The following is a 24,467-nucleotide window of genomic DNA, read 5'->3' on the forward strand; positions in this document are numbered from 1 at the left end:
TAGTCGTAGAGACATTTTATGTCTTTTAATTGGAAACATATATCTAAAAAAGAATGATCGCCCCACATAGTAAAAAAATACCATATCTGTTGTTATTTGGGCTCCTTATAACAACTAATCATACATTCGCTCAAGAGGCAACTACTGGAAAATCAGATTTTCCTGATACCTCGATTTGCGTTAATTCTATAGAAAAAACTGCTAAAGAGAATCTTTGCTCTTCACCAGTTTTAGAATTAAATACTACAACTGAGTTTATAGTAGAGTTGTCCGCCCCCATAGGTAGCTTTGCTATAAACTCAAGCGTAGTAAATAGTTTTAATGACATAGAAACCGACTGTTCGCAACCCAAGTTTACGCTACAAAACAACAATCCAGTTGAAGTGTTAGATGTAAACTGTAAGTACGATTTTTCTGAAACATTTATTGATAGCTTATTGTTTTTTGATAAAGATGTAATTAAAGAGCGTATCATATGATGAAAGAATTACCTACTATTCTTCGCAGAAGTTTTCTTTTTTTAATTGTTATCTTTTTTGCCAATACAAATTTATCAGCACAAATAATTATAGGGCAACCTACGTTTAGTTTTAGCCCAGTTTGTGCTAGCCCTGGATTTAATGGCTATGATATAAATTTTAACTTTTCGCCTGTTACAGGATTGTTAGCAACCAATCAGTTTATAGTTGAGTTATCCGCCCCAGACGGAAGCTTTACTACAAACTCATCGGTAGTTTACACCTCTGCAGTTGGAGAAATTGTATCATCGCCAGGAAAAATAAGAATAGCATTTCCAACGAATACTGCTGGAGAACATTATAGACTTAGAGTAAAAGCCACGGCGCCAGTAACTACTGGTCAGCCTTCGGTTGAATTTCCTGCGTACTATAAAGTTCATAATGCTCAATATACATTAAACAATTTTATCCCGACAGCGACATATTGTGCTGGTGGGAATTTTGTTTTATCTATTGATAATCCAGGTGGACCATTAAATGATTCTCCTTTAAAACACACAAACTTAACTTACAATTGGTATAAAGACAATGGTCTTGTCTTACCCGAAACTTTAGTTGCGGAGGCAAGTGGCGGTAGTTATACTGTTACACAGCCAGGTATTTATTATGCCAGAACCAATTATGGGGCTTGTATATTAAGCGCAAATTCTTACTCGAATAAAGTTACTGTTACCGAATCTACAACTGATGCAAGTACTACAATTACATCAAGCCTTGGAAATCCATTTTGTCCAAACGGAGGAACCACTACTTTAAGTGTCTCTGGAGGAATAAACTTTGAATGGTTTAAAGAAGGAGTTAAAATCGAGGGAGCAAATAATAAAACTTACGAGACCAATGTTAGCGGATTATATTCTGTTAAGATTGATTTTGGTGGTTGTACTGGTAATGGATCTATCAACTTGCAAAGTGAAGGTTCTTTTACAGGAAGTATTAATGTTCCCAATAGCAACGTGATTAATGTAGAAACAGGAGAGACATTAGATGTTACTGTTACTAGCGATGCTGTAGATCCTTCTTACAAATGGTTTTTAAATGGTGTAGTCATCCCAGATGCTATTACCAATAATTATTCGGTTAAAGAATTGGGTAATTATAAAGTAACTGTTACACAAACTACAGGTTGTACAGGAACCAAAGAATTTGGTTTTCAGGTATCGGATTCAAATCTTAAAAATATTCCAAATATAGTAAGCCTAAGTAGCGCATTTAATACTTGGGACATTCCTGCTGATTATAAAAATGCAGATACAAATGTTATGATAGTTAGTTCACAAGGAGAGGTGATGTTTAATGGTGTGGATTACGATCCTTCAAAATGGGAAATAAAAAGTTTTAAAAATATAAATCCGGTTTATTATTACATAATCACAAAAGGTAGTGATGAAAAAAAAGGATCTATAACTGTAATTAAATAATATGAAGAAAATATTACTATTCGTTACTTTTCTTTACGGCTCAACACATGTACTCTATTCTCAAGACAATGTCAAAGGGGATGGAGTTGTTTCGTTTTCAATACCAATCAGAAATTCATTAAAATTTAATAGATATATTATTAACCCAGCGTTCAGTTTTGTTCGCGAACAAAATTCCTATGCGAGTTTTTATAACAAGCGTCAGTGGGTACAATTTGATAATGCACCACAAACTTATTTATTTAGTTATTCAGGAAGATTTAGAGAAAATGAAGGTATAGGTATTGGTTTATTCCAACAAAATTATGGTCTTATGACTACTTTTGGAATCATAGGAAACTTTGCTCACAACGTAGTATTACAAGAAGACAGTAATCTTACTTTTGGTGCAAATGTTGGTTTTTACAAAAGCGGATTAGATCAGGGGAAAATCATCTCAAACGATATGAATCTTAATATCGATGACATTCCTTCAAATTCACTAATTACGATTAACCCAGGTGTTAACTACGGTAACGCATTTTTAGACGTTGGTTTATCTGTAAATAATTTATTGCTGTACAATTTTGCCACTTCAGAGATGGTAAAAGACGATCCAGAGCAAGCTGTGGAAGTTCACCTTATGTACACAGGTTATATTGATGCCTATGGTTTTTTTGACAGAAGTAAATTCTCAGGTCTTTTAAAATCTGAATTCAAGAAAGACAAAACTGTCATTTCTGGATTAGCAATGATTGCTATTCCTAAAGGATTTTGGGCACAAGCAGGTTACAACACTTTATACGGAATGTCAGCAGGTTTTGGTGTAAATATCACACCAAAAATTGCTATTGAATATAACTACGAAAAAGGGACTGGTAATTTTTCCAATTTTGGAGCTTCTCATGAATTTGTTATTGCTTATAAATTTAAAAGCAAAAATTACTATTATGGAGATGACGAAGAAGAAGGAGCACTTATTGAACCTACTGTTGTCAAAAAAGTGGCACCAGCCAAAACAACTACAACTCCTGTCGTAAAAACAGATGGAGCTACAAAAGCTAAACTTGCCGCTGATGCAAAAGCCAAAGCTGATGCAGCTGCAATACAGGCAAGATTAGAAGCACAAGCAAAAATTAAAGCTGATGCTGAAGCAAAAATTAAATTGGCAGCTGATAATAAAGCTAAAGCCGATGCTGAAGCTCAAGCCAGAATAGAAGCAGCAAAATTAGAAGCGGCTAAGTCTAAAGCAGATGCTGAAGCACTTAAAACGAAAGCTCTTTCATCTGATGGAAAAACTAAAGTTGATGCCGATGCTAAAGCAAAACTTGCTGCAGATAATAAAGCTAAAGCTGATGCTGCCGCTCTACAAGCAAAACTAGCTGCAGATAATAAAGCCAAAGCTGATGCTGCCGCACTACAAGCAAAACTAGCTGCAGATAATAAAGCTAAAGCTGATGCTGCTGCATTACAAGCAAAACTAGCTGCAGATAATAAAGCCAAAGCTGATGCTGCTGCATTACAAGCAAAACTTGCTGCAGATGCAAAAGTAAAAGCAGATGCCGCTGCGTTACAAGCAAAATTAGCAGCCGATAATAAAGCTAAAGCCGATGCTGCTGCATTACAAGCAAAATTAGCTGCAGATGCTAAAGTTAAAGCAGATGCCGATGCACTACAAGCAAAACTAGCTGCAGATAATAAAGCTAAAGCCGATGCTGCTGCATTACAAGCAAAACTTGAAGCAGATGCAAAAGCCAAAGCAGACGCCGATGCACTTCAAGCAAAATTAGATGCTGATGCAAAAGCTAAAGCCGACGCCGCTGCATTACAAGCAAGACTTGCAGCTGATACTAAAGTAAAAGTTGATGCTACTGCACTACAATCAAAATTAGATGCTGATGCTAAAGCTAAAGCAGATGCCGACGCTAAGCTTGCTGCGGATAATAAAGCTAAAGCCGATGCTGCAGAAGCACTTAAAATAAAATTAGCAGCCGATGCAAAAGCTAAAGCTGATGCCGATGCAATCCAAGCAAAACTTGATGCTGATGCTAAAATAAAAGCAGACGCTAAGGCGAAAACCGAAGCTGCCGAATTAAAAGCAATTATAGATGCCGATGCTAAAGCTAAAGCGGAGTCTGATGCATTACAAGCAAAACTAGCTGCAGAAGCTAAATTAAAAGCTAAAGCTGATGCAATTGCTCTTCAAGCTAAGTTAGCTGCTGATGCAAAAGCCAAAGCCGATGCAATAGCATTATTGGCTAAAGAAACGGCTAATGCAAAAGCGAAAGCTGATGCAGACGCAAAAGCCAAACTTGCTGCAGATGCAAAAGCTAAAGCCGATGCTGCAGCATTACAAGCAAAAGAAGCTGCAGATGCCAAACTTAAAGCGAAAGCTGATGCAGATGCTCAATTAGCAGCTGATGCAAAAGCCAAAGCTGACGCAATAGCATTACAAGCAAAATTAGCAGCAGATGCTAAAACGAAAGCTGATGCTGATGCCAAAGCTAAATTAGATGCAGATGCTAAAGCCAAAGCTGATGCTGACGCACTTCAGGCAAAACAAGCTCAGGATGCTGAACTAAAAGCGAGACAAGATGCAGATGCTCTTGCAGCATCAAACGCAGCTGCGAATGCGGCTAAAGATGAGACTGCTAAATCAATTGATAATTTAACTAGTGTGTTTGATAGTTCATATAAAACACAAACAGATTTATTGAATCAATTGACAGCTACAGTTGCTAAAAAACAAAAAGACCTTGATGACCTTAGAGAAGAAAATGATTTAAGTGAAAAAGGAATATATAAAGAACCGAAACCATTTAAGAGCGTAGCGTCTGAAAATAGCGAGTTAGAGGCATTAAAATTACAAATAGCTCAAGTTAACAGCGAACAAAAAAATGCGTTAACCAGATTGACGAATTTGTATAATGAACGACTTAAAAAAGTGCCGAATAAAAACGATGCACTTAACAAAAGTTACTTAGCCAAAATTGAAGCTTTAAAAGCAGAACAATTAAGAGCAGAAAAATCGAATGCAGATTTGATTGCTAGTTTAGAGAAAATTAAACTAGAAACTGAGATAGAGAAAAGACGTAGAATTAAGCGTGCGGCATTCGAGAATGATCAAGGTCGTTACCAACAAGATGTTGCTACTTTAAAACGTATAAAAGAAACGACAAGACCAAGTAGTAAACCATTAAAGGCAAATGATTTTGATTATGGCGATGAACAATCGAACATGCAAATTATCAAGAATGTTAAAAATGCAGAAAGTGGTTATTATTTGATTATTGCTGTACATAGTAGCTCAGATAAAAGAGATGAATTTTTGACCAAAGCAGTTTCTGCAGGACAATCAGATATTAATTTCTTTTACAATGTAAGTGCTAGTAAATATTACATCTATTACGATAAGTTTGATAATTTACAAGAGGCTAGTAAAGCATTAGAATCAAAAGGTAATAAACCATACAACGGAAAAATGTCTATTGTAAAAGTCGAAAACGAATAAAACGATTATTGTATAAAATTATAAGAAAAAGTATGCAAGGGAGCTTCTAGTTTTTTAGAAGAGCATGCTACTGAATAAATATTTAGAGTGCCATTTGTCTTGTTTTCCTGGACCCCCCATTTAGGAAAGCATTGCAAATGATTAAATAGAAAATACCATGAAAAAACCTACTATTGTAAAAATTACGTTATTTGCTTTGATCTTCTTACAGAGCATTATTTCCTATTCTCAAAATTATAAAAGTTTTGATATTCGCTACAATAATAAAAATTTAAGAGGAGACATTCTCTTGATTGGAAATAGCGTTCTGAATAGGGATTCTAGAAGTTGGTGGGGTGGCGACGGCCCAGAGGTACCCTTTAACGACAGGGATCAGAATAGCAGTTTCGAGATGAAATATGTTAATGTTGATGGAGGTGCTGGTATTTTTAATTCAAGTAAAGCTAAGTTGACCTTGCCTGATGCAGCTTGTTCCAAAATCGTATATGTAGGACTTTACTGGAGTGCAGTTACCAGGGGTACTGAGGCAATAGATAAGGTAAAGTTTAAAATGCCTGGAGGTAGCTATGTCGATATAGATGGTACTGTTATTTATAATGCTAACGGTACTAAAATAGGTACTAGTTTGCCTTATGCATGTTATGCCAATGTAACAGATTATTTTACTAAAACACCTAGGCCTAATCCTCAGGGATATTATTCTGTAGCCAATATTTCTACAGCACAAGGTACAAATAGACCAGCTAATGCTAGTTCTGGAGGTACAGGTTTATCTGCAGGATGGTCACTTTTCTTTGTATATGAAAATGCTACTTTACCAGAAAAAGCGATTACTTCATTTGATGGATTTAGTGCAATTGACGAAAAGAATAATTTAAAAATCGAAATTTCTGGATTTACTACAATTCCAGTGGGTCAGGTAAAGGCAAAATTTGCTTTTTCGGCAATAGAAGGAGATTTAGATATCGGAGGTGATTATTTATCGATTAATGGATTTAAATCCACACCTCAGGAAAGACCACAGGAATCGTTTTATAATGGTAAAAAATGGGTTACTAAAGATAATTTCTTTAACAGTTCGGTTACTTCAATGGGGACTATTCTAAAGGATAGAGATCTCAATAGTTCCAATACGTTAGGATTTGATGCGGGTGTGTTTGAAGTAAAAAATGATCCAACCACTCAATTCCCGGGAGGTTCTGTAATTAAAAATGGAGATACTTCGGCAATCATAAGTTTGGGGAGTGATCAGGATCTCTACTTTTATTATTTTAATGCTTTTGCTGTTGAAATCATTGCACCAAGGATTGTACTTCTTAAAAAGGTTTTTGCAAAAGATGATAATGGTAAGTATTATGATGCGGGAGGTAAGGACATCAGTATCGATAAAGAATTAAAATATGAAATAAGCTTCCAAAACAAAGGGAATGATAATGCTGTAAACTTTACAATTACAGATATTTTGCCTAATAACATTATTTTTAACGATAAAACCGATTTTTTAGATATACCAGATGGAGTAAAGGTAAAATCTTATGATGCGGCCACAAGAACCATAGTATTTGACGTTGCTCCGGAACTTGTTGTAAGTAATAGTGGTACCACTACTCTGACATTTAGAGTAAAGACAGTTAAAGATTGTGATGCTTTAACAGACGCATGCTCAAATGTTATTGATAATACAGCTAATTCAAAATATAACGGAGTTATTAACGATAATACATTTGGAGAAGGAAGTCTTTCCGCAGAGGAAGGTTGTAATGTTGGTAAACCAACAGCAACTAACTTTCTTATTGGTTTAGAGAAATGTAAATTTGAGCAAACATTATATTTGTGTGGTACAGTTAAACTAAAAGCTGGAGGTGGTTATACTACTTATGTATGGAAAGATCCTAACGGAAATATTTTTGGAGGTAACAACCAAGAAGTTACCGTTACTAAACCAGGTACATATACAGTAGTTACTAGTGCAGCAGCACCATGCAAAGGAATAACTCAAACATTTATTGTTAAGGAATATACTGTAAACATTAATGATAATCCAGTTAATAGTTTTGCGGATAATATTGACCCAACAACTAAATTGCCTTATACTTGTATTAATGATGGTAAGCCATTTCCGAAAATATTCTTATGTGGTAAAAACGCATTCAAAGATATTGACACTAAAATCGAAGGAGCATCAAGTATTGTTTGGCAAGAAACAAAAGATCCAAGACCATCAACACTAGATGATAGTTGTCCTGACGTAACTGCTACAAACTGGACAGAAGTAGCTAAGGGGCCAACTTATACTGCTAATAGAGCAGGTACTTTTAGACTTGTAGTTACTTATAATAATACATGTGAAAACATATATTATTTTAATGTGACTCAAAGTGTAGTAGACCCAACCTTTACAAAGCAAGATATTGTTTGTGATACGAAGGGAAGTATTACCATTACAAATCCAAAACCAAATGATGGATTCGGATACCAATATAGTTTGGATGGCGTAAAACCTTACCAGGATTCAAATGTTTTCGATGATGTTCCAGCAGGAAGATATATCGTTCATATAAAAACAAAAGCAGTAGATAATACATTTGAAAAATGTGAGTATACAGCGGATGTTACAATTATAGAGAAAACTTTTAAAACAAAAATAGATACTACAGATCCAAGTTGTGCAGGAAAAGGAGGAACTATTAAAGCGACTGTTACTGGAGTAGACGGATGGTATCAATTTATTGTTACTGAAGTTGCAACTGGTGATGTAAAAGGCGACTCAGGAAAAATTGTTGCCCCTAAGAATTTTAACCTTTTTGAAGGTATTGCACCAGGTGTATATGATGTAGCAATTACTACAAAAGATGGTTGTGTAAAAACAGAAAGAGTTACTATAAATGATAATAAATTAGATGCTAAAGCTAGTATTACAACACCTCTTACTTGTAATGATGGTGTGATTACGGTAGTAGCAACAGGAGGAACGCCTGTCGCAGGATTCCCAGATTTTTATTACTATTATGTTAATGGTGATAAAACTCCTTTAACCGACCCATTAATTCCAATTACAAAAGCAGGAACGTATGATATAGTTGTTATAGATGCTGCGGGATGTAGTGTTACAATCCCTACTATTACAGTTCCAGACTTAGTAAGACCAACTGTTAAAATTGATCAGAAAAACATTAATTGTTACGGAAGTGCTGATGGTGAGATTTCATTTACTTTAACTCCTGCTACTTCAGACTATACAGTATCGTATAGTATTAATGGACTTGCTGGACCATTTAGTACAATTTCTCCAATAAAAAATTTAGCAGCAGGCGATTACGATGTTGTAGTAAAATATACTTATGACAAAGTTGATTGTTTTGATGAGTCTGTAAAAATTACAATAACAGCACCAGCAACAAAAGTTACTGCTTCTGCAGGGGTTGCCGAGTTATCTGGTTGTGGACCAACAGGATCTGAAAAACAAGGTAAAGTTAGAATTACAAATGCTCAAGGAGGAATTCCTCCATATAAATATAGTTTTGACGGAGGTACTACTTGGCAAGATTCAAATGAAGCTTACATTAATCCAAGGACTACACCGTATACTTTTTATATTAAAGATAGTTCACCAGCACCAGGTTGTCCTTTTGCAATGACAGGAATTATTTTAGAAGAAAAACCTGCAGATCCTACAATTGAGGTATCAACACCAACATTTAATTGTGACGGAAATGCATCAACAACAGTTACGGTTACAAATACTGGAGGTGCTAATTATGATTATGAATATTTACTGAATGGAGTGGTAAATACAAATACTCCGCCAAATGTTTTTGTAAATGTGCCACCATCAGTTCCTGGTACACCACACAAAATAGAAGTAAGATATAAATTGATTTCGGCACCAACATTTAGTAATTTATTAAATGAAGATTTTGGTTCTGGACCAGATGAAACTTCGCCTGGAATTAACCCTGCTTTTTGTTGGGAGAGACAAGTTGAAGCAACAAAATGTAATGGAAATAAGTTCTTTGGAAACGGAGAATACACGGTTACCAATTCTTTACGAAATAATCCTTATTACGGATGGCATAACCCTATTGACCATACAACTGGTACAGCTGCTACTGGAGGCAGGTATTTAGCAGTTGATGCTGGAACAGCTATTCCAAATAACGCAGTTCTTTATAGAAAAACTATTAAAGATATTGTGCCAGATCAGCCAATACAGGTTAGGTTTTTTGCTACTAATTTATTAAAAGTAGGTAATTTACAGCCAGACGCTTCCCTTACTGTAGAATTGCAAAACAGTGCAGGGAAACCATTATCATCTCAATCTACAGGTGGAATACCAAAAACAGACGGTTGGGTAGAATATAACAGAACAATAAATCCAGGTAGTAATACTACATTAGATTTTGTATTACGACTTGAAGTTTCTCAAGTTGATGGGATTGACTTTGCGGTTGATGATATAGAAGTATATCAATTACCAAAATCATGTTTATCTACCAAAAAATTTGAAGTTATTGTAGATCCGAATAAAAAATTTACTGCAGATGTTAAAGATATTGTCGCAACACAATGTAAAGGAAATAAAGATGGAAGGTTAACAATTATTGCATCTAATTTTGATACTACCAATGGATTTGAATATTTAATAGATGGAGTTCTGCCTTGGAAAATTTCTAAATTGGAAGAGACTATTGTTGATGGTTTAGGAGAGGGAGAACATACGGTTAAGGTTCGTTACGATGCAACTTCAGTAGGATGTGATTTTACGCTTAAGCCTACAGTTGGATCACCAGATAAGTTTGAAGTAGAAGCAAAAGCTACTGCTGCTAAGTGTTCTATAGGTGCTACAGTTACTGCATCAGGAAAAGGTGGTACAAAAGACTATACATTTACACTTACAGATTCGGCAACACCGCCTAATGTAGTTACTTTCCCATCTACTGGGATATTAACAGACGTTAAACCAGGAACGTATACGGTTTCAGGTAAAGATAAAAATGGTTGTTTAGATGATATAGACATACCTTTGGTTATTGATAAACCAGTTGCTCCAAAAGCTGAAATTGCTAATAATACAGGTTTATGTTTTGACGGTAAAGTAGCAACAATAACAGTTAATATTACCGATGGTGTAGCTCCTTATTTCTATCAGGTTAAATATAATACAGGGCTATTAGGTTCAAAAATTCCTATTCCAGCTCCTGCTACTTCATTTACATATGAGGCAAAAGCAACAGGAGATTACACATTTGTAATAACAGATTCTTATGGTTGTGAGGCTACAGTAATTAGCCAAACAATTAATGCTAATCTTACTGCAGATGCCCAAACAGCTACTTCATTAACTTGTATCGATCCAAAAGAAGCTAAGATTGAAGTAACAATTAATGGAGGAACAACTCCATTTAGTTATATAGTTAAAGATAATTTAGGTAACCCAGTATATGCAAGTGTAGGAACTATTGCAGGTCCAAAATTCACATATACTACAACTGTTGCGGGTAAATATACTTTTGAAATTACCGATAAAAATAAATGTAAAACAACTGTAGATGGTAATGTAGCTTCTATTACAAACCCTACGGTTAAGGCAGAGCAAACAAACATTAGTTGTAACGGATTGTCTGATGGTTCAGTTGTATTAACTGGACATGACGGAACAGGTGATTACCAGTTTAGTGATAATCCTACAACAGGATTTACAAGCGTATCTACTTTTAATAATTTAACTTTAGGAAAGCATAAATTTTATGTAAAAGATACTAATGGTTGTGTTGGAGAGGTAGAAGTTGATATTACACAACCAGATGTAATAACACCATCAGTATCTATATCTACACCATATACTTGTGAAACTAAAGCTATCATTACAGCTTCGGCAACAGGTGGAAACGGTACTACTTATACTTACGTATTGAAGATAACCAAAGGTGGAGTTACTACAGTAGTAGCAACTAATAACACAGGTATATTTAAAGATTTAACTACAGGCGGAGCTTATTCAGTTACAATTACTGATAGCAAAGGATGTAACGTTACTAAGGATGCAGGAATTATTCTGGATTTAGTTCCGATTACAGCGATGAATATTACAAATTCAGCTCTTAAATGCCCATCTAATTTAGTAGATGTTAAAATTACAAGCGTAACAGGAGGAAAAGCAGCATATGAATATTCAATAACGGCACCAACTGGATTAACAAGAGCTTGGCAGCCAGAAAATATATTCAAAGATTTAGCTCCGGGTACTTATACATTTACTGTTAGAGATGCTAATAAATGTACGTTCTCATTCCCGCATACTATTAAAGCATTAACACCAATTGTAGTAACAGTAAAAGAGTCAATAAACATTACTTGTTTAAATGCTACAAACGGTTCTGCAAAATTCACTATCAAGGATTTAGGAAATAAAGTTGATTACTCATACGCTATCAATGGAGGAGCACCTGTAACAGGTACAACACAAGATACGGGATCAACAACATTTGATGTAGATGTACCAAATTTAGGAGCAGGGAATTATGAATTAATCATAACAGATCTTGGAACAAATTGTACTGCTTCAGCGACTGCTAAAATTTTGGCTCCTGCTGAAGAATTAGTAATAACAAAATTAACTGTAACACCAATGACATGTGCTGTTAATGGTAAAGTTGTAGTTGATACTAAAGGAGGTTGGGGAACTAATAAATATACCCTTACACAACCTGATGGAACTGTAGTTGGTCCACAATCAACAAATAGTTTTGATAATTTAACACAAGTTGGAGACTATAAAGTAACTGTAAAAGATTTAAATGGTTGTGAAGTATCAGAAACATTTGAATTGAAAGATAAAGTTAAACCTAAGGCTACAATAGATGTAACTTCAGATTTATGTTATGATAAAACGAATAAAGCAACAATAATTGTTACGCCAGATGTAGTGCCATCGCCTACATACGAATATAAACTTGATAATGGGACTTATCAGCCTACAGGTACTTTTTCTAATTTAGAACCAGGAGATTATATTGTAACAGTTAGAGACAAAGTAACTGGTTGTACATTAGTATTACCATCTCAACATATTGCAAAAGAACTAAGAGCAACTGTAAATTTGGATAAAAGTGCTGATTGTACTACTACTGATCCAGATATAATTATTAAAGGAGAAGTGTTTGACGGTACAGCGCCTTATACTTACACAGTAACTGTAAATGGAGTTGCAGATCCTATTGTTAAAACAATAACAGGAAACAAGTTCTCTTACACAAATAATGTGGCTACAACAGCTACAACAGATACCAAATATGTATTTGTTATAAAAGATAATACAGGTTGTGAAGTAACTTCAACAGTTACTGTAAAACCAAAAACAGACCCACAATTTACAGCAGTAGCCAATTCAACTATTTTATGTAATGGAGAGTCTACAGGTTCAATTACTGTAACTATAGACACTGCTTTTGGGGTAGGACCTTATGTAATAGATGTTTTGAATACAACTACTAATACAAAGTATTTTGAGCAAACTACTGGACTTCCAGCAGGTAATTATACTGTAAAAGTAACTGATTCTAAATCTTGTTTTCTTACTAAAACTGCTATCATTAAAGAACCACTTAAGATTAAATTCGATGCAGAAATAGAAAATATGCAATGTAATGGTGCTGGATTGTCTTATGGTTCTATTTCAGTTAAAAATTTGACAGGAGGTTCCAAAGTTGCAGATGTAGGACCACCTGCCGTATCTGACGGGCCATTTACTTATACATTGACGAATAATGTTGGACAACCTACACAAGTAGCTCCACATGCTATCTCAGATGTAAGGGGTGATCATAAATTCACAATTTTAAGTTTTGGTATTTATGAATTAACTGTTACAGATGCTAATAATTGTTCTGTAACAAAAACAATTAAAATGGCCTCTCCACCAGAAGATATGGACATAACTGTTACTGGTGCACCAGTATCATGTACTACAGCGGAATTATTGGTAACTGTGAAACCTGGTGTTGTTGGAGGTCCATATCATTTTGCACTTTATCCGATTATATCTGGATCAATACCGCCTTATGAGTATGCTAGTAATACTGGATCTTATCAGGACGCTATTAATACAACTGACAATACAAGCCCACAATATCTTCAATCTCTTTTTACAGGATTAAATCCAGGTGTAGTTTATTCATTTATAGTTTATGATGAAGCAACAAACTGTTATTATTTCAAGCAAGCCGAAAAACCAACAGAAACTGCATCGACTTTAAAACCTACAATTTCATCTAAAAATGTTACTTGTATGGGGAACAATGATGGAAAAGTTACGTTTAAACTTACAGATTTTAACACGGTGACAACAGATATTAAATATGAAATTTATAATTCACAAACAAATAAACCATTAGTTCCTGCTATTTTTGAAACTATATCTAAGGCAACAGCTAGTACTGATTATGAGATTCCTGCTTCATTGAAACCAGGTACATATTATATTTTATTTACAGAACTTAATAATTTAGGTGTTGATGTTTGTATAAATGCATCTAAAACTTTCACAATTACTGAATCAGTTACTCCTTTAACATTAGATGCTAGGTCAACTAACAATGCTAATTGTAATCCATTGAAAGGAATTGTCGAAGCTTTTGGAAAAGGAGGAACTACTTTGCCAGCGGTTGTAGCTGTACCAGCAACACCAACTACGCCAGCAATTCCAGCTTCTGCAGCGGTTCCATACTTGTATCAAATTGTTGTTGATAATGGAGCAATAGGTCAGGATCCATTAATAGATGTTCCGCCTACAGCAGATTCTTTCGTTATTCCTACACATACATCAAGCATTTTTAAAGTAGAAGCAGGTAATTACTTGGTTTATGTTCGTGATGCTTATGGTTGTATTGCATATAAAGCAGTAACAGTTGTTAAAGATCCAGAACCAATAATTGATGCAGTTATAGATCCAGCTTTCTGTTCTGCTACCGAAGGTAATTTTGCCATCAAAGTAAATATAACTACACTTGGTGTAGGGCCATATACATACACTTTAAATGGGGGTAACGCTGTTGCGATTACAACAACACCATTATTTACAATAGCTGATTTGACTTCAGGGAAATACAAAATTAAAGTTAAAGACTTGAACGGTTGTACAAGTAATGAAGTAGAATTAGAAATTTTCAAACCGTTAGACCTTAAAGCTAAATTTACCCTAGACCCTGTTTGTGATATTGCAAATGGTACTATTACCGCTGAAGTTTCTGGAGGTGACACCGCTACAGGTCCTGGAAAAGGATTTGAATTTACTTTAAAAAACAAGACTGTAATTCCTACTCCTCTTGATGTAGTACAGCTTAACAATGGAGTTTTCTTAAATCAGGCGGCAGGCAGTTATACGATTATAGTTAAGGATTTAAGTACAAGTTGTACAAAATCTGTAGATGTTGATATTCCGCTTGCTACAAAAGTAGTATTAGCAATTGGTGATATTGTTGTAACATTACCTAATTGTATGACTCCGGCAGGGCAACCAGCTCAAGGAAACGTTAGTAATGGTACAATTAAAGTTAATTTACCAGCAGCTAATAATAACCCAGATTATACATACATACTTACGCCACTTGCTCCGTTAACAGGTCTTCCGAAAACACAACTATCAAATGGTTATTTTACTGGTTTAGTTTCAGGAGATTATAATGTTACAGTAAAATCTGAAAGAGGTTGTGAAGAAACAGTAAAAGTTACTATTGGTATACCTGTTGAAGTTGTTGCTAGCGCAACTCCAGACCCATTTAAGTGTTCTACAGGAAATACTCCTAAAACAACAAAAGTAACTGTTACAGGTGCTGGAGGAACAGGAAAATTCACTTATAGTAAAGACAATATTACTTATGGAAATGATAATGTATTTTATGTAGGTGCTGACAAAGCAATTCAAAACGTAACATATTACGTTAAGGACGAAAATGATTGTATCGATAGTGTAACGATTCCAATCGCTCCATTCCCTAGTTTAATTTCTGCGGATGTAACTTTTGGTGCAGATATGGATTGTGAAAACAAGAAACAAGTAATGGATGTTGTTATTACTGGAGGAACAAATACTCCAAAAGAATTTACATACCAAGTATATAAAGATGGGGTTCTTGTTCCAGGAAGTTTGACGACTGTTACAGGTACTACATTTCCTTATGAAGCAGATACTGCAGGTAGTTATTATGAATTCGAAATTTTCGATAATAATACAGGTTGTAGTATAAAATCAGAGATTCAACCAGTTCCATTATTTAATGATCTTAAAGTAACAGCTTTTGCTTCCACTCAAGTAGGATGTAAAACTGATAGCACAGGAAAAATCACTATCGATGTTACCGGATATACTGGAGCATATACTTATGAAGTTTATAACGGAATAAGTGCTGTTCCTGTAGATGCAGGAAATGGAGATACTACTCTAGGTTCAACAATTACTGCTGGGTTACCTGCAGGAAATAATTACACAGTTGTAGTTAAAGAAACGGGATTCCCTAAATGTTCTGAAACATCAACTGCGGTTATAATTACGGAACCTTTATTAGCATTAAGCTTAGGACCAATTACAAATGTGCCACAAAATTGTAAAACTAAAGGTGCACAGGTAACAGTTCCTATTGCATCGGTTATTGGTGGTACACCAGATTATAAATATGCATTTGTAAAATCAGGAGATTCACCAATTGGGAAGTATTTTGATAGCAATACCGCTACACTTGATCCAACTGTGAGCACTAAATGGGATGTTTGGGTTATAGATAAAAATCTATGTTCAGTTATGACAACTGTAGATATTACTGTAGATCCACTTCCATCTGCTATTGTAGCTACACCAGATAGTCAATGTTATGTAGCTGGTGCAGATTATACAATAACAGTTACTGCTAATGGTGTAGGACCATTGAAATATAGTTTAACTAATGTTGATGAAACATTTACGACAAACAATCAATTAACAGTAAAAGGACCAGGTACATACGATGTATATGTAAAAGATGCTAATGGATGTATTACCAAAGCAACTGCAGCATTTACAATTTTGAAACCGTTAGAGTTATCGGCAGAAATTTCAACATACCCAACTTGTAACGGTGGCGACGGTGTTGTTACTCTACAAGGTTTAGGAGGAACAATTCCTGCTAATTATCAATATGCTACTGGAACTGCTACAACACCAAATACATTTAGCGTAACGGCTGTATTCCCTAATTTAACTCCAGGAACTAAGTATTATTTCTGGGTAAAAGATATGGTGACAAATTGTATGGCATCAATTGATTATACAATACCTACAGCAGCAGTTGTTACTATTGTAGATGCTGATTTAACAGCAACTCCTGTTACATGTTTTGATGGAGCTAATGGTACTATAACAGTTACTCTAGATGCAAGTAATAATAACCCTGACTATAAGTTTACTTTAGATGGTGTTGATTATAAAGGTAATATTGTTGCTAGAGCAGAACAAAAAGAACCTACATTCAGTAATTTACCAGCAGGTAAATATACAGTATCGGTTATGTCGGGTAGAAATTGTCCAGGTTCAGCAAAAACTGAAATTATACAACCAAGCATAATTGTTATTGCTACTCCAGTTGTTACAGAATTTGAATGTAATGCAGGAACAAATGCACCTAAGTTTGCTACGATAGAAGTAAGCGCTTCAGGAGGTACTCAGCCGCTTACTAAATATGTATTTATTAAAAAAGGAGCTACACCAGCAGATGACAGAATTGTTCAGTCAGGAAAAGAGACTATATATACTTCGTCTGAAGTAGCAGGAGGCACTTATATCATAGAAGTTTATGACAACAATAATTGCCCTATAAGCACTACAGCAGTAATTAAGCCTTATGTAGGTATTAAAGATGCTGTTATAAAAGTTGATGCCTACATCACATGTTTAACTAATGAAGATATCAGTGTTAATGTAACTGCTGAAGGAGTATTGCCATTACCAGCTTTAGAATATTCTATAAAGTATCCAGATGGTACAATTAAAACGAATCTAATTGGAGTAAATACTTTTACTGATTTACCAGTAGGGCAATATACAATTACAGTTAAAAATCCTGATACAGGATGTAGTATTGATAGAATTCATAATGTTAATAATCCGAATACTTTCGAGTTAAAAGCAACAAACATTAAGGATCTTACATGTTTTGATTCAGATAATGGAAGCATAGATTTCACTTTAGTAGATTCTAAAGTAATTCCATCTAATCTTCCTAAAGGATTCAAATATGTAATTACTGGCCCAACATCAAGCAATGGCACTAGTGCAAATCTAGGACCACTTACAATTGGTAATTTAAAAGCAGGTTCTTATAAAATAACAGCTACATTAATAGATTCTCCATTTTGTGATGTAGATGCTGAGTTTGAAATCAAAAGACCATTGGCAGCATTAGAACTTGATGTACAGCATTCAGAAATTACTTGTGCAGCAGGTAATAATGATGGAAAAATCATAGCTTCTGCTAAAGGTGGATGGCCAGGAGGATACGAGTTCCAGTTAGTATTAAATGGAGCAGAATTAGTTGGTTGGTCTACTCAATCAACGTTCTCTAACTTAGGAGTTGGAAATTACATTGTAAAAGTAAGAGATACTAAGATGTGTGAAGTTCCAAAGCCTATAGAATTAAAAACACCAGCACCAATTGTAGTTACAGCTAATGTAGCTAAAGCAATGTTAACTTGTTTTGGTGATAATTCAGGAGAAATTACAGTAGCTACTACAGGAGGTTCAGGTAAATATTTATATACATTGGTTGCAACATATCCTGATGGAGTTGTAACTAAAAACGGTCCACAACCAAATAATGTATTTACAGGATTAAAAGCAGCTAGTTATGTAGTGATAGTTACAGATAATTGGACATGTACAGGTACATCTGTAGCAGTAGAAATTAATGAGCCACCAATAGTAAAAGGATCTTTAGCAATTAAAACTAACGAAACTTGTCTTATAGTTCCAGAGTTAACACTTACTGCAACAGGAGGTACAGGACCATATAAGTATAGTACAAATGGAACTGATTATAGTGCGCCGTTTAATTCATCAGTTACAATTGTATTGCCATTTACGACAACAGAAACTACGTATAAATATTTTGTACAAGATGTATTTGGTTGTACTACCGAAACTGTTAATAGTATTACACCGCCGAAAGTTCCAGAACTAGTTTTAAGTAGTGTTACTGATTATGACATTCATTGTAAAGGATCAAGTACAGGTAGTATATATGTAACTGCTGTAGGTGGATTAGGTAACTATGTTTACACGTTGCTAGATGCAGCTGGTCAACCAATTGTGCCTACGCCAACTCAAAAAGTAGCAGGACGTTTTGAAGACCTTTCAAAAGGAGATTATATTGTAAGAGTTGATAGTGGAGATTGTAATACGAAGTCTATATTAGTTTCAATTACAGAACCAGACACGAGTATAACAGCTAATGCCGTTCCTACACATTTAACATGTAATGCGTCTAAAAACGGTATGATTACAGTTATAGCTTCTGGAGGAACAGGTAAACTTAGATATGCGATTTCGCCAAACTTTAAAGAGTTCTTCGAATCTAATGTTTTTGACAATTTAAAAGCAGGATTCTACCATGTATTAGTACAGGACGAAAACGGATGTGAGTTACCTATTAAAGATATCGAAATAAAAGAACCAGGAATCTTAAGCCCATCTCTAGTACCAAATAGTATATTACCAGAGTTATGTTTTGGAGAGAAAAATGGATCATTTAGTATCGAAATTGTTGGAGGAACTGCTCCTTACAGAGTAAGTTTAGATGACAGAAAAGGTACTTATGCACCAGTAACAGGTACAAACCATCTCTTTACAGGTTTAGTTGGAGGAATACATACTGTTTATGTTTTGGACGCTAACAATTGTACGGCTGAACTAGAAATTCCAATGCCAGAATCAGTTAAACTAGAGCCAACTGCCAAGGTTAATACGGATTGTGTGAATAATGTAGCTGCAAATTTTGTGACTATAACAATTCATGAAAGTGCAAACCCAGCCGATGTAGATTATGCATTAGATGGTAGCACAACATATCAGGATAGTAACATATTTGTTAATGTTGCTCCGGGAGTACATACGGTAACAGCAAGACATTCTAATGGTTGTGAGCAAACTACATTACCATTTACGATAGAAGATGTTCAACCATTAACATTAACATTAACCGATGGTGGATTAAATGAAATTGTTGCAACAGCTACAGGTGGTGGTGGAGAATACCAATACACATTAGATGGAGAACCTTATGGATCAGTTAATAAATTCATTATTTACAAAACAGGAACTTACACAGTTGTTGTAACAGATAAAAATGGATGTACAGCTACAGCTACAAGATATGTTCCTTACATTGATGTTTGTATCCCGAACCACTTTACTCCAAATGGAGATGGCATAAACGATACTTGGGCTCCAGGATGTACAGTAAATTATAAAGATTTAACATTCGACATCTTTGACAGATACGGACGTATAATTTGCAAATACAGATTGGGTCAAAAATGGGATGGAAAATACAATGGTGCCGAATTACCATCTGGTGATTACTGGTATGTATTGAAACTCAATGACAATAAAGATGACAGAGAGTTTGTTGGACATTTCACCCTTTACAGATAACTAATAACAAAGTAATTATGTTATCTAAAATTAAAAATACAATGAAAAAAATTATCATATCATTTCTACTTATGGCTGTAACATCAGGTTACAGCCAGGAGTTAAATTTGCCAGTTTTCACACAATACCTTGCTGATAACCCATTTGTAGTATCTTCAACTTTTGCCGGAATTGGTGATAACTTAAGAATACGTGCCAATGGTTTAACACAATGGGTAGGAGTTAAAGACGCGCCAGATAACCAATCGCTTTATGCGGATTTTAGAATCTTAGATCGTTCAGGAGTGGGAATATCGCTTTATAACGATAGTAACGGATATACAAGACAAACAGGAGCCAAAGTATCTTTTGCGCACCACTTAATTCTGGATTACTATTCTAAGCAATACTTATCTTTTGGTATTTCGTATAACATCAATAATTTTAAAATTGATATCAACGAATTTAATCCAACATACGAAATCCCAGCACCAGATCCAAGTGTTACCGATAACAGATTCGTTTCTAACAACAACTTCGATGTAGGTGTTTTATATCGTAATAAGTCGTTCTATTTAAGTTTTAATGCGAGTAACATCCTGAATAAAGAAATCGACAAATTCGACGGTATAGAGCCTAATTTACTTCGAAACTATCAAGTTTATACTGGATATGTTTTTAAAGGAGCAGAGAACAACCGAATCGAGTTCGAACCATCAGTTTATTACCAATTGTTTGCAAGTGATCAGCGTTCAAGTACCGATTTTAACTTTAAGTTCAGACAATACAATCGTTATGAAGATTATTATTGGATAGGAGTTTCTTATCGTTTCCTAAATGATCAGTTCTTCCAGCCATTAATGGTAGGACCTATGGCAGGTTTTAAGAAATCAGGTTTTTACTTTGGTTATTCATACCAGGCATCACTTAATCGTATAGGAGCTTACAATTCAGGAACACACGTTGTAACTATAGGATTCGATTTCCTTCAGGCAATTAGTAACTGTCCATGTACACAAAATCCAGTTCACGATTAATAATTAATTAGCCAATTTTTGATTTTTTGTGTTTAATTTAAAATAATTATCAAATTACATCGTTTTCGTTTATGTAAACCCCTGTTTTTTATTTTTATCGAATTTATTACTAAGCTAAAAGTTCTATATTTGTTATTCTTTCAAAAAAAACTAAAAAACTTACCTTAATGAAAACGTTAAAAGATTTTAATTTTAAGAATAAAAAAGCAATCATTCGTGTTGATTTCAATGTGCCATTAGATGAAAATTTTAATGTAACAGATGCAACTCGTATCGAAGCTGCAAAACCTACAATTGATGCAATTTTAGCCCAAGGCGGAAGCGTGATTTTAATGTCACACCTTGGAAGACCAAAAGGAGTTGAAGAAAAATACTCTTTAAAACATATTTTAAAAACAGCTTCAGATATTTTAGGAGTTCCTGTACAGTTTGCTTCAAACTGTGTTGGAGAAGTTGCTAAAGATGCTGCTGCAAATTTAAAACCAGGAGAAGTTTTATTATTAGAAAATTTACGTTTCCATGCCGAAGAAGAAGCTGGAGATGTAACTTTCGCAAAAGAATTAGCTTCATTAGGAGATATCTATGTAAACGATGCTTTCGGTACAGCACATAGAGCACATGCTTCGACAACAATAATTGCCCAATTTTTCCCTAACGAAAAATGCTTCGGTACATTATTAGCAAAAGAAATAGAAAGCTTAAATAAAGTACTTAAAAATAGTGAAAAACCAGTTACAGCTGTTCTTGGTGGATCTAAAGTTTCTTCGAAAATTACGGTTATCGAAAACATTTTAGATAAAGTTGACCATATGATTATTGGTGGAGGAATGACTTTTACCTTCATTAAAGCACAAGGTGGTAAAGTAGGAAATTCTATTTGTGAAGATGACAAATTAGAACTAGCACTTGAAATTTTGAGATTAGCTAAAGAAAAAGGAGTTCAAATACATATTCCAGTTGATGTTATTGCTGCAGATGATTTCTCAAACACAGCAAACACACAAGTGGTAGATGTATATGCAATTCCTGATGGATGGCAAGGTCTTGATGCAGGTCCTAAATCATTGGAAAACTTTGAGAAAGTAATCATGGAATCAAAAACTATCTTATGGAATGGTCCATTAGGAGTTTTCGAAATGGAATCTTTCGCCAAAGGAACAATCGCTTTAGGAGATTATATCGCTGCTTCTACTGCAAATGGAGCTTTCTCATTAGTAGGAGGAGGAGATTCAGTAGCTGCTGTAAAACAGTTCGGTTTTGAAGATAAAATGAGTTATGTATCTACCGGAGGTGGAGCAATGTTAGAAATGTTAGAAGGTAAAGTTTTACCTGGAATTGCAGCTATTTTGGACTAACTGTCTCATTTTTAACACTTTTTAAAGAATCTTTCATTTTATAGTCCTTAAGTTTGCAAAAATTACGGCATAGAAATTGTAAGAAATATGTCAATTAAATAGATGTTATGATTGTAAAAAATACCACATTATCAGTACTCCTGTTGTCTACAATGGGTTTGTTTGCACAAGAAGTTGCGCAAACAAACCCAGTTGTAAAGCAGGACATTAAGATTTCGTATTTAGATTCAGTTAAAAATTCATTTGTAAAAGACGATTACGCAGTTCGGGTAGACAGTCTTTGGATGAAAGAATTAGTGAGTTTAGACATATACGAAGATTTATCTAAAGATATCCAAACAATTAATACCGATGCAAAGGTAGATTACGAATTGCCAACCGAGTTGTTAAAGCAACGTCTTGAGGCAATGAATGAGAAATCACCCTTTAATATTCAGTATAATCAAGGGTTGGAAAATATCATAAAGTCATTCTTAAAGAATCGTAAAAAATCATTTTCGCGATTAATGGCTTTATCAGAATATTATTTTCCAATGTTCGAAGAAGCATTTGCTAAGCAAAACGTTCCTTTAGAAATTAAATATTTAGCCGTTGTAGAATCAGCTTTAAACCCAAAAGCAGTTTCTAAAATGGGAGCCACAGGACTTTGGCAGTTTATGTACCACACTGGTAAACAATATAATCTAAAAATAGATTCGTTTATTGATGAGCGTAGTGATCCATTAAAAGCATCTACTGCAGCTGCAGATTATATGTCAAAAATGTATAAAATTTTTGGCGATTGGGAGCTAGTTTTAGCTTCTTATAACTCAGGTCCAGGAAACGTATCCAAAGCGATTCGTCGTTCAGGAGGAAAACAAACTTATTGGGATATTCGTAGTTACCTTCCTAAAGAAACACAAGGATATGTTCCGGCATTTTTAGCTACAATGTATCTTTACGAATATCATAAAGAACATGGTATTGTTCCAGATAGAGCAGTTGTACAACACTTTCAAACAGATACGGTAAGAATTAAAGAAAAGATGAGTTTTAGGCAAATATCTAATTTATTAGATGTTCCCGAAGCACAACTTCAGCTTTTAAACCCATCTTATAAACTGAATGTAGTTCCGTTTTATCAAGACGAAGAGCATTTCTTGAGATTGCCAAAAGATAAAGTGGCTATTTTTACTTCAAACGAAGACAAAATTTACGCTTATCTTAATCATGAATCAAGTTCTAAAATAAATAGACTGCAAACATTAATTGCAGCTACAAAATTAGCTTCGCCTAAAACAAACCAAACTGTTGTTTCAAAAACACAAATTTATAAGGTTCATTCAGGAGATAATTTAGGTTCAATTGCAAGTAAATATGATGTTTCAATTAATCAATTGAAGAAATGGAACAACCTAAAGAGCAATTCAATTGCACTTGGGAAAAGTCTAAAAATTATTTCGGAAAGCAAAATTATTAAGAAAGATATCAATGAAGTAAAATTGGTTCCTGCAGTTGATAAAAAACATACAGAAGAAGCAATTGCTAGTGTTGATGATAAAAAAACAACCGAATCTCAGCCGTCACTTTACGTGGTACAAGCAGGAGATAATTTAAGCACAATCGCTAAGAAATTCAATGTTTCTTTATCAGATTTAAAAGAATGGAACGGTTTGACTCCAGAGAATATGGATTTGATTGCTTCAATGAAAAAATTAGTAATTCATTCTAATATTCAAGAACCATCTGAAACTCCAGAAATTATTGTTGCATCAAACAACATTAATACTTTCAAGAAAAAAACAGATGTTGTAAAAAATGTTGGAGTTGATTACTATGTAAAAAAAGGAGATTCGTTATATAGCATTGCAAAAAAATATCCAGGAGTAACTATTTCTGATATTAAAAAATGGAATGATATCGAAAACGGAGCTATTAAACCAGGAATGAAGCTCAAAATAAACGGATAATCAAAAATTGTATATAAATTTGGGTTTTATTTCATAACTTAACT

General features: G+C 34.5%; 7 protein-coding genes. All 7 read left to right on the forward strand.

The features are described from left to right. The first annotated feature begins 53 nt into the window (after positions 1-53). The 7 genes from OA93_RS11810 (at position 54) to OA93_RS11840 (ending at position 24,423) form a co-directional block, all read left to right on the forward strand. Entirely contained in the window at positions 54-479 is a 426-nt protein-coding gene (locus OA93_RS11810; RefSeq protein WP_039113449.1) for a hypothetical protein, read from the forward strand. Further along, a complete protein-coding gene (locus OA93_RS11815; RefSeq protein WP_039113450.1) occupies positions 476-1,936 on the forward strand; it encodes a hypothetical protein in 1,461 nt (486 codons plus the stop codon). The genes OA93_RS11810 and OA93_RS11815 overlap by 4 nt, the downstream gene beginning before the upstream one ends. A gap of 1 nt (position 1,937) precedes the next feature. Next, positions 1,938-5,426 carry a type IX secretion system membrane protein PorP/SprF gene (locus OA93_RS11820; RefSeq protein ID WP_039113453.1) on the forward strand — a complete coding sequence of 1,163 codons (3,489 nt, stop codon included), beginning with the start codon at positions 1,938-1,940 and terminating at the stop codon, positions 5,424-5,426. A gap of 157 nt (positions 5,427-5,583) precedes the next feature. Beyond that, the gene (locus OA93_RS11825; protein WP_039113455.1) at positions 5,584-20,103 is read left to right on the forward strand and encodes a T9SS type B sorting domain-containing protein; all 14,520 of its coding nucleotides are present in this window, start codon (positions 5,584-5,586) and stop codon (positions 20,101-20,103) included. Positions 20,104-20,144: 41 nt separating this feature from the next. Next, positions 20,145-21,119 (forward strand): type IX secretion system membrane protein PorP/SprF, encoded by a 975-nt coding sequence (locus tag OA93_RS11830; protein WP_039113825.1) that lies wholly within the window; start codon positions 20,145-20,147, stop codon positions 21,117-21,119. Between the two features lie 167 nt (positions 21,120-21,286). Then, entirely contained in the window at positions 21,287-22,474 is a 1,188-nt protein-coding gene (locus OA93_RS11835; RefSeq protein ID WP_039113457.1) for a phosphoglycerate kinase, read from the forward strand. Between the two features lie 107 nt (positions 22,475-22,581). After that, positions 22,582-24,423, forward strand: a complete 1,842-nt coding sequence (locus OA93_RS11840) for a LysM peptidoglycan-binding domain-containing protein (protein ID WP_039113459.1) — start codon at positions 22,582-22,584, stop codon at positions 24,421-24,423. The last annotated feature ends 44 nt before the right edge of the window (positions 24,424-24,467 follow it).

Source organism: Flavobacterium sp. KMS (assembly GCF_000813005.1).
In the GTDB taxonomy this organism is placed as follows: Bacteria; Bacteroidota; Bacteroidia; order Flavobacteriales; family Flavobacteriaceae; genus Flavobacterium.

Coding starts and splice junctions, on each gene's coding strand:
- OA93_RS11810 (WP_039113449.1), top strand. CDS start 54: ATGATCGCCCCACATAGTAAAAAAATACCATATCTGTTGTTATTTGGG.
- OA93_RS11815 (WP_039113450.1), top strand. CDS start 476: ATGATGAAAGAATTACCTACTATTCTTCGCAGAAGTTTTCTTTTTTTA.
- OA93_RS11820 (WP_039113453.1), top strand. CDS start 1,938: ATGAAGAAAATATTACTATTCGTTACTTTTCTTTACGGCTCAACACAT.
- OA93_RS11825 (WP_039113455.1), top strand. CDS start 5,584: ATGAAAAAACCTACTATTGTAAAAATTACGTTATTTGCTTTGATCTTC.
- OA93_RS11830 (WP_039113825.1), top strand. CDS start 20,145: ATGAAAAAAATTATCATATCATTTCTACTTATGGCTGTAACATCAGGT.
- OA93_RS11835 (WP_039113457.1), top strand. CDS start 21,287: ATGAAAACGTTAAAAGATTTTAATTTTAAGAATAAAAAAGCAATCATT.
- OA93_RS11840 (WP_039113459.1), top strand. CDS start 22,582: ATGATTGTAAAAAATACCACATTATCAGTACTCCTGTTGTCTACAATG.